18 protein-coding genes and 1 tRNA gene are annotated in these 17011 nt (G+C 61.0%); 14 read left to right on the top strand and 5 right to left on the bottom strand.

Annotation, left to right across the window (positions count from 1 at the left end; all coding sequences use genetic code 11):
• The first annotated feature begins 126 nt into the window (after window positions 1–126).
• Genes IQ25_RS14920 through lpdA form a run of 3 tightly spaced genes read left to right on the top strand, consistent with a single transcriptional unit; the run spans window position 127 to window position 3263 of the window.
• A complete protein-coding gene (locus tag IQ25_RS14920) occupies window positions 127–1425 on the top strand; it encodes a pyruvate dehydrogenase complex dihydrolipoamide acetyltransferase (RefSeq protein ID WP_144907070.1) in 1299 nt (432 codons plus the stop codon).
• A 22-nt stretch (window positions 1426–1447) separates the two neighbouring features.
• Complete coding sequence (locus tag IQ25_RS14915; RefSeq protein WP_144907069.1) at window positions 1448–1834, top strand: acyl-CoA thioesterase; 387 nt, start codon at window positions 1448–1450, stop codon at window positions 1832–1834.
• A gap of 13 nt (window positions 1835–1847) precedes the next feature.
• Window positions 1848–3263, top strand: coding sequence for a dihydrolipoyl dehydrogenase (gene lpdA / locus IQ25_RS14910; protein ID WP_144907068.1), 1416 nt, complete (start codon window positions 1848–1850; stop codon window positions 3261–3263).
• Window positions 3264–3350: 87 nt separating this feature from the next.
• On the opposite strand, the gene IQ25_RS14905 is transcribed toward lpdA, so the two are convergent.
• Window positions 3351–4079 carry a hypothetical protein gene (locus IQ25_RS14905; RefSeq protein ID WP_144907067.1) on the bottom strand — a complete coding sequence of 243 codons (729 nt, stop codon included), beginning with the start codon at window positions 4077–4079 and terminating at the stop codon, window positions 3351–3353.
• 78 nt (window positions 4080–4157) lie between these two features.
• On the opposite strand from IQ25_RS14905, the gene IQ25_RS21055 reads away from it, so the two are divergent.
• Window positions 4158–4301, top strand: coding sequence for a hypothetical protein (locus IQ25_RS21055; RefSeq protein WP_158637759.1), 144 nt, complete (start codon window positions 4158–4160; stop codon window positions 4299–4301).
• A gap of 14 nt (window positions 4302–4315) precedes the next feature.
• On the opposite strand, the gene IQ25_RS14900 is transcribed toward IQ25_RS21055, so the two are convergent.
• A tRNA-Ser gene (locus IQ25_RS14900) sits at window positions 4316–4405 on the bottom strand.
• Window positions 4406–4522: 117 nt separating this feature from the next.
• Here IQ25_RS14900 and IQ25_RS14895 point away from each other — a divergent pair.
• The 10 genes from IQ25_RS14895 (at window position 4523) to mazG (ending at window position 13558) form a co-directional block, all read left to right on the top strand.
• Window positions 4523–5551: a lytic murein transglycosylase gene (locus IQ25_RS14895; RefSeq protein ID WP_181447257.1), complete on the top strand. Its 1029-nt coding sequence runs from the start codon at window positions 4523–4525 to the stop codon at window positions 5549–5551.
• A 121-nt stretch (window positions 5552–5672) separates the two neighbouring features.
• On the top strand, window positions 5673–6488 hold the full coding sequence (locus IQ25_RS14890) for an SPOR domain-containing protein (protein WP_246415572.1): 816 nt from the start codon (window positions 5673–5675) through the stop codon (window positions 6486–6488).
• A 42-nt stretch (window positions 6489–6530) separates the two neighbouring features.
• Window positions 6531–7721 carry a D-alanyl-D-alanine carboxypeptidase family protein gene (locus tag IQ25_RS14885; RefSeq protein WP_258537046.1) on the top strand — a complete coding sequence of 397 codons (1191 nt, stop codon included), beginning with the start codon at window positions 6531–6533 and terminating at the stop codon, window positions 7719–7721.
• Entirely contained in the window at window positions 7718–8344 is a 627-nt protein-coding gene (gene tmk, locus IQ25_RS14880; RefSeq protein WP_144907064.1) for a dTMP kinase, read from the top strand. The genes IQ25_RS14885 and tmk overlap by 4 nt, the downstream gene beginning before the upstream one ends.
• Window positions 8341–9312, top strand: coding sequence for a DNA polymerase III subunit delta' (locus IQ25_RS14875; protein WP_258537045.1), 972 nt, complete (start codon window positions 8341–8343; stop codon window positions 9310–9312). Before tmk ends, IQ25_RS14875 begins: the two co-directional genes overlap by 4 nt.
• A 49-nt stretch (window positions 9313–9361) precedes the next feature.
• Window positions 9362–10927, top strand: a complete 1566-nt coding sequence (gene metG, locus IQ25_RS14870; RefSeq protein ID WP_144907063.1) for a methionine--tRNA ligase — start codon at window positions 9362–9364, stop codon at window positions 10925–10927.
• Window positions 10927–11703, top strand: a complete 777-nt coding sequence (locus tag IQ25_RS14865; protein ID WP_144907119.1) for a TatD family hydrolase — start codon at window positions 10927–10929, stop codon at window positions 11701–11703. The genes metG and IQ25_RS14865 overlap by 1 nt, the downstream gene beginning before the upstream one ends.
• Window positions 11700–12467 (top strand): MBL fold metallo-hydrolase, encoded by a 768-nt coding sequence (locus IQ25_RS14860; protein ID WP_144907062.1) that lies wholly within the window; start codon window positions 11700–11702, stop codon window positions 12465–12467. Before IQ25_RS14865 ends, IQ25_RS14860 begins: the two co-directional genes overlap by 4 nt.
• Before the next feature lie 9 nt (window positions 12468–12476).
• A complete protein-coding gene (locus tag IQ25_RS21050; protein WP_158637758.1) occupies window positions 12477–12647 on the top strand; it encodes a hypothetical protein in 171 nt (56 codons plus the stop codon).
• Window positions 12648–12760: 113 nt separating this feature from the next.
• Complete coding sequence (gene mazG / locus IQ25_RS14855) at window positions 12761–13558, top strand: nucleoside triphosphate pyrophosphohydrolase (RefSeq protein ID WP_144907061.1); 798 nt, start codon at window positions 12761–12763, stop codon at window positions 13556–13558.
• Here the strand turns inward: mazG and hflX are convergent.
• From hflX to ntrX, 3 genes are all read right to left on the bottom strand, one after another.
• Complete coding sequence (hflX, locus tag IQ25_RS14850; RefSeq protein WP_144907060.1) at window positions 13515–14867, bottom strand: GTPase HflX; 1353 nt, start codon at window positions 14865–14867, stop codon at window positions 13515–13517. The genes mazG and hflX overlap by 44 nt on opposite strands.
• Window positions 14864–15439, bottom strand: a complete 576-nt coding sequence (gene hfq, locus IQ25_RS14845; RefSeq protein ID WP_144907059.1) for an RNA chaperone Hfq — start codon at window positions 15437–15439, stop codon at window positions 14864–14866. The genes hflX and hfq overlap by 4 nt, the downstream gene beginning before the upstream one ends.
• 179 nt (window positions 15440–15618) lie before the next feature.
• Window positions 15619–17004 carry a nitrogen assimilation response regulator NtrX gene (gene ntrX / locus IQ25_RS14840; RefSeq protein WP_144907058.1) on the bottom strand — a complete coding sequence of 462 codons (1386 nt, stop codon included), beginning with the start codon at window positions 17002–17004 and terminating at the stop codon, window positions 15619–15621.
• Window positions 17005–17011 lie beyond the last annotated feature (7 nt).

Raw genomic sequence — 17011 nt, 5'->3', positions numbered from 1 at the left:
GCGGTGCAAGCGGCAAGCCACTTGACCCGACGCGCCATGCTGGTGAAATGGGCCTGACAAAAGATGCAGGAGAGGTTTCCGCTACGGCACCTCTGCTTCACGCCATCAGGACACGGAAAAACGCCCATGCCCATCGCCATCAAGATGCCCGCTCTCTCGCCCACGATGGAAGAGGGGACTCTCTCAAAGTGGCTGGTCAAAGTGGGCGACAAGGTTTCCTCGGGCGACATCATGGCCGAGATCGAGACCGACAAGGCGACGATGGAGTTCGAAGCGGTTGACGAAGGCACGATCGTGTCGATCGACGTGGCCGAAGGTTCGGAAGGGGTGAAGGTCGGCACCGTGATCGCGATGATCGCGGGCGAAGACGAGGATGCCAGCGCGCCTGCTCCCAAGGCGGCGGCTCCGGCAGCAGCGCCAAAGCCAACCCCTGCGCCGACGCCGGCACCCGCACCTGCTGCCGCGCCGGTGGCTGCTGCTGCTCCGGCTGCCAAGGGCGATCGAATCGTCGCGAGCCCTCTCGCCAAGCGCATCGCTGCCGACAAGGGCGTCGATCTTTCGGGCGTTGCAGGTTCGGGTCCGAACGGCCGCATCGTGAAGGCCGATGTCGAAGTTGCAAAGCCCGGCGCTGCTCCGGCGGCGGCTCCAGCAACTGCACCCGCAGTCGCCCCCGCTCCTGCAGCTGCGACCACTCGTGCAAGCGCACCGGCAACCGCTGCAGTTCCCGACTTCGGCATCCCCTACGAAGCGGCCAAGCTGAACAACGTGCGCAAGACCATCGCGCGTCGCCTCACCGAGGCCAAGCAGACAATCCCGCACATCTATCTCACAGTCGACATCCAGCTCGACGCGCTGCTCAAGCTGCGTGGCCAGTTGAACAAGGCACTCGAAGCGCAGGGCGTGAAGCTCTCGGTGAACGACCTGATCATCAAGGCGCTTGCCAAGGCGCTGGTGCAGGTGCCCAAGTGCAACGTCAGCTTTGCAGGCGAAGAGTTGCGCAGCTTCAAGCGCGCCGACATTTCGGTGGCCGTTGCCGCACCTTCGGGCCTGATCACGCCGATCATCGTGGATGCCGGAGCCAAGTCGGTCTCGGCCATCGCCACCGAAATGAAGGCGCTGGCTGGCAAGGCGCGCGAAGGCAAGCTGCAGCCGCATGAATACCAGGGTGGCACGGCTTCGCTTTCGAACCTCGGCATGTTCGGGATCAAGAGCTTCGATGCGGTAATCAACCCGCCGCAGGCGATGATCATGGCGGTCGGCGCCGGCGAGCAGCGGCCCTATGTGATTGACGGTGCACTTGGCATCGCAACCGTGATGTCGGCTACCGGCAGCTTCGACCACCGCGCAATTGATGGCGCAGATGGCGCCGAACTGATGCAGGCATTCAAGAGCCTGATCGAGAACCCGCTTGGTCTCGTAGCCTGATCCTATTCGCAGGGGTGAAGAGATGGCCGATCCGCTACCGACAGGGGAACCGGCCATCCGCATCACGGCCATGCCAGCTGATGCCAATCCTGCCGGCGATATCTTTGGCGGATGGCTGATGGCCCAGATGGACATGGCAGCAGGCATTGTTGCGGCACGAAGGGCCAAGGGCCGTGCCGCAACGATTGCTGTCGAAGGCATGACTTTTCATCACCCGGTGCACGTCGGCGACGAAGTTTCCGTCTATGCGCACCTCACCAAGGCCGGCCGCACTTCGATGACGATCGACGTGGAAACCTGGCGGCGGGCACGGACCGGCGAAGATCGCCAGAAAGTGACGCAAGCGAAATTCTTCTTCGTCGCCATAGACGACGAACGCAAACCGCGGCCTTTGCCGCAGACAGACTGACAGGAGCATTTGCGTGGCTGACCAATATGACGTCATCGTCCTCGGATCGGGCCCCGGCGGCTATGTCGCGGCGATCCGCTGCGCGCAGCTCGGCCTGAGAACCGCGATTGTAGAGCGAGAGAACCTCGGCGGCATCTGCCTTAACTGGGGCTGCATCCCGACCAAGGCGCTGCTGCGCTCGGCCGAAGTGCTCAACCACATGAAGCACGCGGCAGCCTATGGTCTTGCTGCAGACAACATTCGCGCGGATCTCGACGCGGTGGTCAAGCGCTCGCGCGGGGTGGCCAAGCAGCTCAACCAGGGCGTCACGCACCTGATGAAGAAGAACAAGATTACCGTGCACATGGGCAACGGCAAGCTCAAGGCACCGGGCCAGCTTGAAGTGACGAGCGACAAGGGCACGGAAGTTCTCCAGGCCAAGCATATCATCATCGCCACGGGCGCGCGGGCGCGCGATCTGCCTTTCGCCAAGGCTGATGGCGAGCGCGTGTGGACCTATCGCCACGCGATGACCCCAAAGGAACTGCCGTCCAACCTGCTGGTGATCGGTTCTGGCGCAATCGGTATCGAGTTCGCCAGCTTCTACAATGACATGGGCTCCAAGGTCACTGTCGTGGAGATGATGGACCGCATCGTCCCGGTCGAAGACGCGGACGTCTCGGCCTTCCTAGAGAAGGCGCTGGTAAAGCAAGGCATGACCATCCTGACCAAAGCGGGCGTCAAGTCCCTCGCCGTGGGCAAGGACGGAGTGAAGGCTGCGATCACCAAGAAGGATGGCAGCGTTCTGGAGGCTGACTTCAGCCATGTCATCGTTGCAGTCGGCATCGTTCCAAATGTCGAGAATATTGGCCTCGAGGAGTGCAGGATCGATCCTGACAAGCGCTTCCACATCAAGACGGACGGCTATGGCCGGACCAACGTTGGCGGCATCTGGGCAATCGGCGACGTGACTGATGGCCCTTGGCTGGCGCACAAGGCTAGCCACGAAGGCGTGATTGCCGCTGAAACAATCGCGGCTGAGCTTGGCAACAAGGACGTCCATCCGCACCCGATGGATCGCGGCAACATCCCGGGCTGCACCTATTGCCACCCGCAGATTGCCAGCGTTGGGCTGACCGAGGCCAAGGCCAAGGAAGCGGGTTACGAAGTGAAAGTTGGCACCTTCCCGTTCATCGGCAATGGCAAGGCGATTGCGCTGGGCGAGCCCGAAGGCTTCGTGAAGACCGTATTCGACGCCAAGACCGGCGAACTGCTGGGCGCGCACATGATTGGCGCCGAAGTGACCGAGATGATCCAGGGCTATGTGGTGGGCAAGACGCTCGAAACCACGGAAGCTGAACTGATGCACACGGTCTTCCCGCATCCGACCATCAGCGAATCGATGCACGAAAGCGTGCTTGCGGCTTACGGGCGGGCAATCCACATCTGAGGATTGCCGTCGGGGTTCCGGACAAGAAAATGGCGCTGACAGAAAGACCTGTCAGCGCCATTTTGCTTTGCCTGTCCGACGCGGTGGTCAGTTTGCCGCAGGCATTGCCACCGGTTCGGCCTGAGCCGGGGATGCGACCGGCGTTGAAACAAGCGTTCCGGACATTACGCGTGCAGCCGAATCCGGAATCATGAAGTTCAACGGTTCAGCAGTGCGGGCGCGCAGCTGCTGGCCGTTCGCGATCGTTGCCGACCGGCCTGTGACAAAGGCAGAGAACACGCCCACTGCAACTGCGGTGCCGACTGTGGCTCCTGTATTGCCCTCACCTTCCTGGCGATGGTTGCCAGTGAGCGAGACGCGCTTTCCGGCCATTTCAAGCCAATCGAAAGACACTTCCATCTTGCCCGATTTGCCGAAGGCACCCTTGTTTGTCATCCAGGTGACAGTGCCTTCTCCCATGGTTCCCTTGGGAATCATCACGTAGCCGTCCTGCATCACGTCAAACACGGTGGAGATACGGAACTTGTAACCTTCCTTCAGCTTCTTGCCTTTCGTGGTCAGCGTATCGTTCGGGGTAACGACAACCTCTGAATTGGGCGGCAGCACGATCTGGCGCATCGTTGGTGCTGCTGGTGCAACAGGAACGGATACTGCAGAGGTGGTCGCAACGGTGGGTGCCGAAGACGCGTCTTGGGCAGACGCAACTGAGGGCGCGGCCACAATAACTGCAGCCACCGCAAATGTTGTTCGAAGCATTACTGAAATTTCCCTTCCTGTTGCCCAGGACGAAGTTCCACACGACTTGTCGAAAAACAAGCACAGAATTCGACGAGATGATTGCGCCCGCGGAACGACTTCAACTTGCCGCGCTTTCTCTCGGCGAGGAGAGGTTCAGTGGAATTCGAAATCGAAGAGCCATTCAATCCGAATCCATGGGAGGTGGAATGGCGGCGGAAGGTGGCCTTGCCGGGCAGGTCAATTGACGGTGACGACATGTGCGTCATGGCCATTGAAATTCCCGAATCGGAGGAACTGTGATGCTCTGTGAGCTATGGCGGACAGGGTGGGATTCGAACCCACGGTGAGCTTGCACCCACGGCGGTTTTCAAGACCGCTGCCTTAAACCACTCGGCCACCTGTCCGCGTATCACTCGAATGCGGTGATCGGCTCGCCGTTAGCGAGTTCTTCATCGGTCGCAAAGGGGATTCCCATCGTTGTCCATCCATGCGACATCCTTTCCATGAAGTTTCTTGAACGAATGAGAGGGTTTCGGGCTGCGGGCGTAGCAGCACTTGCCTTGCTGGCGGCCGGACCTGCCGTGGGGCAGGTTGATGCCGAGGAGGCCGGTTTCCAGGGATACCTGCAGTTGCTGGCGGCTCGGGCGCGCGCAGAAGGCGTTCGCGAATCGACGATTTCGCAGATGACGCAAGGCCTGACGCTCAACCAGCGAGTGATCCAACTGGATCGCGCGCAGCCCGGCTCTGCTTCTGGAGCCATTCCCGCGTTCGAGCCCTATCGCCGACAGCACGTCGATGCTTCGCGGATTGCCCGAGGACGGCGGACTTACGCTGCTGTGGCCGGGCAAATCGGTGCGATCGAGCAGCGATATGGTGTGCCCGGGTCGATCATGCTGGCGATCTGGGGGCACGAGACCGACTACGGCGGATATACCGGCAACTTCGATCTTCCGCGGGCTCTGGCAACGCTCGCTTATGAGGGGCGACGCCGGGAACTGTTTGCCGACGAATTCGTGGCGGCGATGAAGATGGTCGACCGGGGGGTGCCGCGCTCGAAGCTCGTAGGCAGTTGGGCGGGCGCATTCGGCAATCCGCAGTTCCTGCCATCTGTCTACCTACGCGTGGCGCAGGATGGCGATGGGGACGGATTTGCCGATATCTGGTCTAGCAGGACGGATACGCTGGCCTCCATCGGAAACTACTTCCGCGACGCAGGCTGGCGCACTGGGCAGCCGTGGGGCGTGGCGGTAAACGTACCTGCTGACCTCGACCGTGCCAGTCTTGGCACAACCCTGAAGAGCCCGCGTTGTCCCCGCGTGTTTGACCGCCATACTGGATGGAAGAGCATTGCCGAATGGCGCGCGCTGGGAATCGTGCCCCAATCTGGGCGCTGGCCTGCAGACAATGTCATGGCCAGTCTGCTCGAACCAGACGGGCGCGGCCGAACTGCCTATCTGCTAACCGGAAATTATAGGGTTATCCTCGATTACAACTGCTCGAACTTTTACGCTCTGTCCGTGGGACTTCTTGCAGATGAGATCAGCCGTTAGCCGGTCAGTGAGCCGAATCGCGATTGCCGCGGCCCTGCTTCTTGCGTTTCAAGGGGCGGGCATTGCCCGTGAAACCGCGCCTTCTCAAGCATCCTTGCGCGGGCCAGCGGGGGATTACCCGATGGTTTTGGGAGCGCCGTTCGTCATTGATGGCGTGACCTACACACCCGTCGATGTGATGAACTACGATTCGGTTGGCTATGCGCAGATCGGCGAAGGAGATGGTGTCAGTGGCGCGCATCGCACGCTGCCACTGCCGAGCTACGTCGAAGTCACTTCGTTGGAAACGGGACGGACGATCCTCGTGCGGTTGACGCAGCGCGGGCCGATGACGGGTAGCGATCTTGTGTCGCTCTCAGCCGGAGCATGGACGCAGCTTGGTGCCAAGTCGGGAGCGCGGGTGCCGGTACGAGTGCGGCGGGTCAATCCGCCCGAAGCCGAACGGACGCTCTTGCGCAGCGGCGGGCAGGCTCCGGCGCGGATGGATACGCCGCCGGGATTGCTGGCAGCGCTGAAGCGCAAGCTCGGTCTTGCGGTTGCTCCGCCGGTCGTGATGGAGGTTGCAACGCCTGCGCCGACAAAGGTCGAGCCGAAGCCGGTTGCCAAGGTTGAGCCGAAGTCGGCTACCAAGGTTGAACCCAAGACGGTTGCCACGCCAGTAACAGCGCCGAAGCCTGCGGCACCACCCAAGCCCGCGGAGCCAGTGAAGGCACCTGTTACGACTTCCAGCAAGGGACTCTACGTTCAGGTAGGGGCGTATTCGACGCGGGCACGCGCCGATGCGGCGGCAAAGGCTGTCGGCGGAACGGTGACGGCGTCGGGCAAGCTGTGGCGCGTGCGGGTTGGGCCGCACAAGGATCGTGGACAAGCCGATGCGGCGCTGGCGAAGGTGCGCGCGGGCGGCTATGCCGACGCAATGGTCGTGACCGCGCCGTGACTTGATGGGCGCTGGGCGACCGGTTTTGTCCGGGGACTGTTCTTGCGTCTGAAGTTCGTGACGATTTCAATGGGGGCAGTGTTGGCAGGAATGCCGGCGCAGGCCGCTGCGCCTGAAGCCTCAACACTTCAGACGGGCGTGGCCGATCCGCTCGGCAGCATGCCCCGGATAGATGCGCCGATCGCATTGATGGTCGACGTCGGTTCGGGACGGGTGCTGTTCTCGCGCGATCCGCACCGGCGCTTCGTGCCCGCCTCGATCACAAAGATCATGACCAGTTACGTGGCGTTCGACCTGATTTCCAAGGGCAAGCTGCGGTTGGACCAGCGCATCCCGATCCGGCGCGAGACCTTCCGCAAGTGGCGCAATGTCGGCAGCACGATGTTCCTCCCCGCTGAGGCGCAGCCGACGGTTGCCGAACTGATCGAGGGCATTGTCACCGTCTCAGCCAACGATGCCTGTGTGGTGCTGGCGGAGGGAGCAACCGGCTCTGTCTCGGCCTTCACCGCGCTGATGAATGGTGCGGCAGCAGGCCTCGGCATGCGCGACAGCCATTTCAACACGCCCAATGGATGGATGGACGAAGGGCAGACCTACGTGACGGCCGCCGACCTTGCCACGTTGAGCGGGGCGCTGATGACGCGCTTTCCCGATCTCTACCGCCGCTTCTACGGTCACTCGGAAATGACATGGGGTGGGATTACCCAGCCCAACCACAATCCGCTCTATGGCCATGTCGAGGGGGCGGACGGGGTGAAGACCGGCTTCACCAATGAGGCCGGATACGGTTTCGTCGGATCGGCCGAGCGCAAGGGACGGCGTCTCGTCATGGTGCTTGGTGGCTATGACCGGCCGATCGACCGGACCAATCAGTCCCGCGCCTTCATTGAATGGGGCTTTGCCGCGTGGGACGCCAAGCCGCTGTTCGCAAAAGGCGCTAACGTTGGAGTTGCGGCGGTGCAAGGCGGGGGTGAGCGCACTGTGTCGCTGGTCGCTCCGCGTGATCTGACCATCACCATGCCGCGAGGGGTGGCGACAAAGTACACGCTTTCTGTGCGCTACAAGGGTCCGTTGAAAGCACCTATCGCAAAGGGCGAGACGGTGGCGAGCCTGCTGGTTCGTGTTCCGGGCGAACCGGTGCATGTGCTGCCGCTGGTCGCCGGCGCCGACGTCGAGCGAGGGGGCGTATTTTCGCGCCTTCGCGATGGGACGATGGGGCTTGTCGGCCTGTGACCGGGCGATTCATCGCGCTGGAAGGTGGGGAGGGCGTCGGGAAATCGACGCAAGGAAGGCTTCTGGCGGACGCACTTCGCGCGCGCGGGCTTGATGTCGTTACGACCCGTGAGCCCGGCGGTACAACAGGAGCCGAGGCGATCCGTTCGATGCTTCTCAGCACCGAGGGCGATGGCTGGAGCCCGCGAGCAGAGGCCTTGCTCTTCGCAGCGGCGCGAGCGGATCACGTCGATAAACTGATTCGTCCTGCCATGGCGGGCGGTGCCTGGGTGATCTGCGACCGGTTCGTCGACAGCAGTCGTGCCTATCAGGGCGGCGGAGGCGGATTGTCGGATGCCGACGTATTGGATCTGCACCGGATCGGCAGCGAGGGGCTGCTGCCCGATCTCACTGTCTTGCTCGCGGTGCGTCCCGAAGTTTCAGCTGAGCGGCTTGCCTTGCGCGACGGCGGACAGGCTGACCGGATCGGCGGGCGTGGGTCGGACTATCATGCGAGAGTGGCCGCTGCGTTCAGGGCTTTTGCGCAAGCCGAACCCAAGCGTTTTGCCTTGATCGATGCCGAAGGTTCGCCCGATGAGGTGCATGGACGCGTCATGGCGGCGCTGGCGGAGCGCTACCTGTGAGCAATCAGCACTTGATCGGACACGACGAAGCGTGGCGTGTCTGGCGCTCGGCCATTGCCGGCACGCGCACGCACCATGGCTGGATACTTGCCGGACGCGAGGGGCTGGGCAAGGCAAGTTTTGCGCGTGGCGCAGCGGCTGAACTGGTGGCGGAACCGGGTGTGCCGCAGCCTCCGATCGAATCACATCCCGATATCCTCACCCTGTCGCCGCTTCCTGCCAACGACGATGAAGCCAAAAAGCGCGACGACGGGAAACCGTATCTGCTCAAGCGCAACATTTCGGTCGATCAGGTGCGCGAGATCCAGCGAAGGTTGACCACGCGCCCGACTTTGGGGCGCCGCCGCGCGGTGATCATCGATTCGGCAGACTTGCTTGAGAAGGGAGCTGTCAACGCTCTGCTCAAAAGCCTTGAAGAACCGCCGGTCGGTACGTTTTTCCTGCTGGTGGTTCATGCCCTCGGCAGGTTGCTGCCGACGGTTCGCTCACGCTGCACGGTGGTGCGATTCCATCCGCTGTCCGAAGCAGAAGTGGCGCGTGCACTGGATCTGGCAGCACCGGGATTGGACATCGAAACGCGGCGGGCTGCATTGGCCGTTGCAGGCGGGTCGCCCGGGGCCGCGCTGGCCTTTGCCGAGCAGGACCTTGGCAAGGCGCAGGCTCTATATGCACGAATCATCGAACATGGCGACCATGACCTGTCATTGCGCGGCGCGCTCTCGGGCGCGATCGGGGCCCGACCTGACCGAGAACGCCTTGCCGCTGCGATCGAGGCTGCCAGGATGACCGTGGTCGGTGCGCTTTCCAAGGTCGACGATGCGGGGAGGCTCCGCCTTGCCGAAGCCCATGCCCGATTGGTCAGGCTTGCGGGTGAAGCGCCTATCTACAACTTCGATCCAAGCATGCTGATGATGGAAATCGGCTCCTTGCTGGCATCGGCCGCGCCGACTAGGGAAGGGGCGCGATAGGCGTCCGGATTCCCGGACTGCCAGACAGTTCGAGAAAGCGACCGGCCCGATGGGCGAACCCTTCTATATCACCACTGCCATTTCCTACCCCAACGGCAAGCCGCACATTGGTCACGCCTATGAGGCGATTGCCGCCGACGTGATTGCCCGATTCCAGCGTGCGATGGGCCGTGATGTAAGGTTCCAGACAGGCACCGACGAGCACGGGCTGAAGATGGCGCAGAAGGCGCGCGATATGGGTGTGACGCCGCGCGAGCTATCGGACGAAATGTCATCGCATTTCATCAAGATGTGCGATGAACTGAACATCTCATATGACGTATTCATCCGAACCACCGAGGAGCGGCACCACGCCTCGACACAGGAACTTTGGCGGCGGATGGAAGCCAGTGGCGATCTCTATCTCGATCGCTACGAGGGCTGGTACTCGATCCGCGACGAAGCGTTCTATGACGAGAGCGAACTGGTCGCCGGGGAAGGGGGGGAGAAACTCTCGCCTCAGGGGACGCCCGTGGAATGGACCGTCGAGGAGAGCTGGTTCTTCCGCCTTTCAAAGTACGCCGAGCCGCTTTTGAAGTTCTATGACGAGAACCCTACATTCATCCAGCCAGACAGCCGTCGCAATGAGGTGATGCGCTTTGTCGAGGGTGGCCTGCGCGATCTGTCAGTTTCGCGGACCAGCTTCGACTGGGGCGTGAAGGTTCCGGGCAGCGACGGGCACGTGATGTACGTGTGGGTCGATGCACTGACCAACTACATCACTGGCCTTGGCTTTCCTGAGGAAAGCGGAGATTTTGCAAGGTATTGGCCTGCGAACCTCCACTTGATCGGCAAGGATATCGTCCGGTTCCACACGGTCTATTGGCCTGCTTTCCTGATGAGCGCGAAGATCGAACTTCCGCGTCAGGTCTTCGGGCACGGCTTCCTGCTCAATCGCGGGCAGAAGGAGTCAAAGACGCTTGGCAACGTGACGGACCCGATGGATTTGGCGCAGCGCTTCGGAGTCGATCCTCTGCGTTATTTCCTGATGCGCGAAGTGGCTTTCGGGCAAGATGGTTCTTATTCGCCGGAAGCGGTCGTCACTCGCTGCAATGCTGAATTGGCGAACAGTTACGGCAACCTGGTTCAACGTACTCTGTCCATGATTTTCAAGAATATGGATGGTGAACTTCAGAAGTTTGAGACTGTCGAGGCCGATGACGTCCTCTTGGCTAACGTGTTCTCTGCCTGCCGCGAGGAACTGCCGAGGGAGTTTGGCGCGCTTAACTTCTCGGCCGGAGTCGAGGAGTGGATGCGCGCGGTTTTTGCCTGCAATGCCTACGTCGATGAGCAAGCTCCTTGGGCGCTGCGCAAGACCGATCCCGAGCGGATGAAAGCCGTTCTGTTGACGCTGTTCATGGCCATCCGTGATCTGACCATCGCGATTTCACCCGTCGTGCCGACTGCCGCGGGCAAGGTACTCGACCAGATCGGGATTCCGGTGGAAGAGCGCGGGTTCAGCGCCTTGACTGATGCAGACTGGTATATGGCGCGTGTGGCAACCGGAGAGCGGCTTGCTCAGCCGGTACCGGCATTCCCAAGGCTTGAACTGCCGACCGAGGATGCCGCGGCATGATGCTCATCGATTCCCATTGCCATCTCAACTACAAAGGCCTGGTCGAGGATCAGGCTGAAGTTCTTGGTCGTGCAAGGGAAAGCGGAGTTCGCGGGTTTCTCAACATTTCGACCCGGGAGCGTGAATGGGCCGACATAGTCGCCACTGCTGAGCGTGAGCCAGATGTCTGGGCGAGCATCGGCATCCATCCGCATGAGGCCGATGCCCACGCCGATCTGGGCGAGGGCGCACTGCTTGCAGCTGCCGCGCATCCCCGCGTTATCGGCATCGGCGAAACCGGGCTGGACTACTATTATGATCACTCAGACCGCCAGGTGCAGCAGGACCTGTTCCGCGTCCACATCCGCGTGGCGCGTCAGACAGGTCTGCCGCTGATCGTACATACCCGCGATGCCGAAGATGATACGACCCGGATCATTGAAGACGAGATGGGAAAGGGGGCCTTTCCGGCGCTGATCCACTGCTTCACCGCTTCGGCGCCGTTTGCCGCGAGGATGCTGGAACTCGGGTTGTCTATCTCACTTTCTGGCATTGTTACCTTCAAGAATGCCAAGAACTTGCAAGCTATTGCTGCCAGTGTTCCTGAAGACAGGCTGCTAGTTGAAACGGATGCGCCGTTTCTCGCACCGGTGCCACATCGGGGCAAGACATGTGAACCAGCATTTGTTGCTGACACATGTGCCTTCGTCGCGAGCTTGCGGGGCACACCGTGCGAAACTCTGGCTGACACGACGGGCGCTAACTTCTTCCGCCTGTTCGGCAAGGCTACACTGTGAAGCTGACGATTCTCGGGTCTGGGACATCGACAGGTGTGCCTCGGATCGGCAATGACTGGGGCGATTGCGACCCGAACGAGCCAAAGAACCGAAGGACGCGCGTGGCGATCGTCATCGAGGGCGAAGATGGCAGCCGCCTTCTGGTCGATACGCCGACGGATCTGCGCCACCAGTTTCTGGCCTGCGAGATTGATCGTGTCGATGGCGTGCTTTGGACGCATGACCATGCCGACCATTGCCACGGGATCGATGACCTGCGTCCGCTACGCTATGGCCGCGGCGGTCCAATCCCCGGCTATGCGGCCTCGGAAACCGTACGGCGGTTGCGCCAGCGTTTCGGCTATGTCTTCGCCGGGCAGCACGGCTATCACACGATTTGTGAACTGGACAATCTCGACCGCGTCCGAATGATCTGCGGGATCGGGATCGCACATTGCCAGATGCCGCACGGGCCAGCACAGTCGACGGCGTATCGCTTTGATCAGGGCGGAAGGACAATTGGTTACGCCACGGACTTCAGCGAAATAACCGCTGAGATGATCGATCTTTTCTACAAGGTCGACGTGCTTGTGGTGGATTGTCTGCGCCGCCAACCGCATCCGACCCACTCGCATTTGGGCATGGCGCTGGAACTGATCGATGCCACACGTTCGGGTCGTGGCGTCCTGACGCATCTCGACAAGTCCATGGATTACCGGACATTGTGTGGCGAGACGCCCGAACACGTCGAGCCGGCGTATGACGGGATGGAGATCGTCCTTTAGGAGCGCGGCATGAGTAATGACGACGTCGTCCGCCTGATAGGTATAGCAATGGCGCTTGTGTTGGTGGTTGCCAATCTACGTGGACAACGCATCGGACTGTCAGACGGCTTTAGAATGGCTGCCTTGTGGGGTTTCCTGATCGTGACAGTGACGTTAGTTTTTTCTGTTCTGGGGTGGTGAAAATATAAGCGGGCTCTGTCCGCAATTTACATAATACTTATTATCAAATCTGAATTGTTGATATTGCTGATACGGTCCTTAGGTCCCCTCACACACTCATGGACGCGATTACGATGGAACCAGAATTGTCGCCTAATCTCTCACGCTTGCTCGGCATCATGGCGCGTCTGCGTGATCCGGAGCGTGGTTGCGAATGGGATTGCGCGCAGACCTTTGCAACGATTGCGCCTTACACGATCGAGGAAGCCTATGAGGTTGACGATGCCGTCGCCCGTGGCGACATGGACGCGCTCAAGGAAGAGCTTGGCGATCTTTTGCTTCAGGTTGTGTTCCATGCCCGGATGGCCGAGGAACTAGGTTTGTTCGCCTTCGACGACGTGGCCGCCGCAATCTCCGAAAAGATGGAAGCGCGCCATCCCCATGTCTTCGGTGATGCAAGAGACGAAGGCCGATCGCGCGAGGATCGTTGGGAAACGGCCAAGGCGGCCGAGCGGGCATCGAAAGGAGCACAGAGCGCCATGGATGGTGTCGCATTGGCGCTGCCTGCGTTGATGCGTGCCGAAAAGCTCCAGAAGCGCGCTTCACGGCAAGGCTTCGATTGGCCAGACCCGCATACCGCATCTGCGAAAATTATTGAAGAAATAGAAGAGCTTGACGCTGCAACTTCAGATGTTGAACGCACGGAGGAAGCCGGAGACCTACTTTTCGCGACAGTGAACGTAGTGCGCAAGCACGGCGTTGCGCCTGAAGATGCATTGCGGGCTGCCAATGCCAAGTTCGAGCGGCGCTTCCGTGGTATGGAAGGCCTTGCCGCCGGACGCTTCGCCGATCTGTCGTTAGACGAGCAGGAAGAACTCTGGCAGGCGGTCAAGCGGTCAGAGAAGCAAACCGCCCAAGCTCACGAGGAGTAAGGCGGACTTTGATGCGCATGGCTGGGGTATCTTGGTCATTTACCTGCGTTTCCTCGATGATGTCGCCATGGGCATGAAGCCATGCCAAGCGCTGTCCATCTGAGAGAGAAACGGTCAGTTCGAGCGTCTGTGCACCGCCTGTCAGGATTTCGCCAAGCTTGTCCAACAGCGCGTCCACACCTGCTCCGGTTAGCGCAGATAGCGGAACCACCGGAATCTCGGAAACTTTGGCAGCGATCAGATCGCGCCGCATGGCTTGATCTTCGGTCGAAAGAAGGTCCCACTTGTTCCAGGCCTCGATGATCGGGATGAGAGGCCCCCCTTCCCCGTTGACACCGAGGTCCGCAAGGATCTGCTCAACTTCCGCCTTCTGATCGGCGGTTGCCGGGTTCGCAACGTCGCGAACGTGGACGATCACGTCGGCAGCAGTCACTTCCTCCAGTGTCGCGCGAAAAGCAGCGACGAGTTGGGTCGGCAGGTCTGAGATGAACCCTACGGTGTCGGACAGGATGGCCTTTTCAACGCCAGGTAGGCGGATAGCCCGCATCGTGGGGTCAAGCGTGGCGAAGAGCAGGTCTTCGGCCATTACATCGGCCCCGGTCAGGCGATTGAACAGGGTGGATTTCCCTGCATTGGTATAGCCTACCAGCGCAATCACCGGCCAAGGCGCACGCTGGCGCCGCTCACGATGTAGGCCGCGGGTGCGGCGGACCTGTTCAAGCTCCTTGCGCAGGCGTGCCATGCGGCCGCGGATCTGGCGGCGGTCGGCTTCAATCTGCGTTTCACCCGGGCCACCAAGGAAGCCGAAGCCACCGCGCTGGCGCTCAAGGTGGGTCCATGAACGAACAAGGCGTCCTGCCTGATAATCGAGGTGCGCGAGTTCCACCTGCAGGCGGCCTTCAGCTGTTGCAGCGCGCTCGCCAAAGATTTCGAGGATCAGCCCGGTGCGATCGATGACCTTGCGTTTGAGCTTGTCCTCGAGGTTGCGCTGCTGGATCGCCGAAAGCGCCCCGTCGACAATGACCAGTTCCGCATCTGACTGGTTGCAGGCAATGGCAATTCGCTCAACCTGTCCTTCGCCGAACAGGGTAGCGGGCCTCACCGCACGGATTGGTAGAATGAAAGCATCGAGCACTTCGATGCCAATCGCGCGCGCGAGCCCCTGCCCTTCTTCGAGCCGGGCTTCAGCGTCTACGCCGAGCCCCCCTCCCCGTTGCTTGATGTCGGGAAGGACGACTACGGCGCGCGCGCCACGCGTGACTTCACCGGCAACTTCGCCGGTGTTGTTGCCAAATTCAAAAGTGCTCAGGAATCCTCGCCATCCCAGTCGCCGGTAAGATCAACGTGACCGGCAGGCTGAATTGTAGAAACTGCATGCTTGTAGGCGAGCTGGACGTAGCCTTCGCGCTCAAGCAGCATGCAGAAGAGATCGTAGGACGCGACCTTGCCCTGAAGCATGACGCCGTTCACGAGGAACATCGTCACCTGGACGCCGGAATCGCGGACGCTGGACAGGAAAACTTCCTGTAGAAGGCGGGCCTTCTTGCCATTTTCTTCACCACCCGACTGGAAGTGTGCAACCGAAAGCTGCTGTCCGGGCATGATCGTCGAGATTGCGTGCTTATAGACCAACTGCGACTGGCCATCGCGGCGCAGCAGGATCGAAAAGTTGTCAAACCACGTGACGATGCCCTGCAGCTTGACGCCCTTCACGAGAAACATCGTGACGGGGATCTTGTTCTTGCGCAGGTGATTGAGGAAGAGGTCCTGGAGATTCTGCCCTTTCCCGCCGGTAGGGCCGGTTACAGGAGCTGGAACGTCTGCAACTGGGGCTGGTTCGGCCTTGGGCCGAGGGCGGGCGGAAAGCGTCTTGCCGGTCATTTCACGTGACTCCGTTTTATATTGGCTCGACCCTGTAACGGGCTTTCGCGATCTGGCCTTCGTGCAGAAACACTCGGGCCGGGTTCGATGGCTAGTTTATGTTCCCGCGCCCCATCCGTAAACATGGGAAAATGCACTGGGTTCCGAATAAATGCGTATTCACAATTCCGAACTCGGCATCATTCCTCTTCCTCGTCCTCCCGCCGCTCCGCCATGCCGAGCAGCTTCAGCTTGCGATGAAGTGCCGAGCGTTCCATTCCGATGAAGCTTGCCGTCTTGGAAATGTTTCCGGAAAAGCGACGGATCTGGACCTTCAGGTATTCGCGCTCAAAATTCTCGCGGGCTTCCCGCAACGGTACGCCCATCAGGGCAGATCCGCCCGAGTCCCCGCCGATAGGTGTGCTTACAATCTCGGATGGGAGCATGTCCGAATCGATCCTTGCCAACCTGTCACGCGGCGCGAGGATCACTGTGCGCTCCACCACATTGCGGAGCTGGCGCACGTTGCCTGGCCAGTCATAACTTTGCATCGCAGCCATCGCTTCGGGCGAAATCGCAGGCGGCGCGACGCCCTGTTCGTTGGCGTAGCGGGTGAAGAAGTGATCGACCAGTGGCGGAATGTCATCCCGCCGATCAGTCAACGAGGGGATCGCCACTGGGACCACGTTGAGTCGGTAGTAGAGATCTTCGCGGAACCGTCGCTCGGCAATTTCCTTTTCGAGCGGGCGTGACGACGAGGATACGACGCGCACATCCACCCGCAACTGGCGATGACCGCCAACGCGGGCAAAGGATTGCTCGGTCAGTACGCGCAGGATGCGGGCCTGGCTGGAGGCCGGCATGTCCGACACTTCATCGAGGAACAGCGTGCCGCCATCGGCCATTTCGAGAAGGCCGGCGCGCACGAGTTTGCCGTCCACTTCCTCGCCGAACAGCTCCTGCTCGAAGCGTTCTGGCGTGATGCGCGCCGAGTTGACCGTTATGAACGGGCTTTGCGCACGCGGGCTCCACGAATGGAGCAGGCGCGCTGCAACTTCCTTGCCCGATCCGGCAGGTCCGGTGATCAGCAGGCGGCTGCCGGTATTGGCAACCCGTTTGAGCGTGGCGCGGACCTGATTGATCGCCGAGCTGTTGCCGGTGAACTCCTCGGCCATGGCAAACCCCTGACGGAGCTGCGCGTTCTCTCGACGCAGCCGTTCCGTTTCGGTTGCCCGCTCCACCAGCAAAAGCAGACGCTCGGCCTCGAACGGCTTTTCGAGAAAGTCCATTGCGCCACGGCTGATCGCTGAGACGGCAGTATCGATATTGCCGTGACCGGAAAAGATGATCACGGGCAGTTCCGGCTCGCGCTTCTTGATTTCGTCGAGAACTTCGAGGCCATCCATCGGACTGCCATGGAGCCAGACGTCGAGCAGAACGAGGCTGGGCCGCCGCTCGTCAATGGCGGCCAGTGCCGACGTGCTGTCTGCGGCGAGCCGGCAGCCATAGCCTTCGTCGGAGAGCACGCCTGCGACCAGTTCGCGGATGTCGCGTTCGTCGTCTACGATGAGGATGTCGAGTGCCATGGTGGGG

Origin of the sequence: Novosphingobium taihuense, from assembly GCF_007830315.1 — a bacterium.
Lineage (GTDB): Bacteria > Pseudomonadota > Alphaproteobacteria > Sphingomonadales > Sphingomonadaceae > Novosphingobium > Novosphingobium taihuense.
The sequence above is the reverse complement of the archived record's forward strand: the minus strand, read 5'-3'. Positions and strand labels throughout refer to the sequence as shown.

Coding starts and splice junctions, on each gene's coding strand:
- IQ25_RS14895 (WP_181447257.1), top strand. CDS start 4,523: ATGAGAGGGTTTCGGGCTGCGGGCGTAGCAGCACTTGCCTTGCTGGCG.
- hfq (WP_144907059.1), bottom strand. CDS start 15,439: ATGACCGGCAAGACGCTTTCCGCCCGCCCTCGGCCCAAGGCCGAACCA.
- IQ25_RS14890 (WP_246415572.1), top strand. CDS start 5,673: ATGGTTTTGGGAGCGCCGTTCGTCATTGATGGCGTGACCTACACACCC.
- ntrX (WP_144907058.1), bottom strand. CDS start 17,004: ATGGCACTCGACATCCTCATCGTAGACGACGAACGCGACATCCGCGAA.
- IQ25_RS14920 (WP_144907070.1), top strand. CDS start 127: ATGCCCATCGCCATCAAGATGCCCGCTCTCTCGCCCACGATGGAAGAG.
- IQ25_RS21050 (WP_158637758.1), top strand. CDS start 12,477: ATGAGTAATGACGACGTCGTCCGCCTGATAGGTATAGCAATGGCGCTT.
- IQ25_RS14865 (WP_144907119.1), top strand. CDS start 10,927: ATGCTCATCGATTCCCATTGCCATCTCAACTACAAAGGCCTGGTCGAG.
- IQ25_RS14915 (WP_144907069.1), top strand. CDS start 1,448: ATGGCCGATCCGCTACCGACAGGGGAACCGGCCATCCGCATCACGGCC.
- mazG (WP_144907061.1), top strand. CDS start 12,761: ATGGAACCAGAATTGTCGCCTAATCTCTCACGCTTGCTCGGCATCATG.
- metG (WP_144907063.1), top strand. CDS start 9,362: ATGGGCGAACCCTTCTATATCACCACTGCCATTTCCTACCCCAACGGC.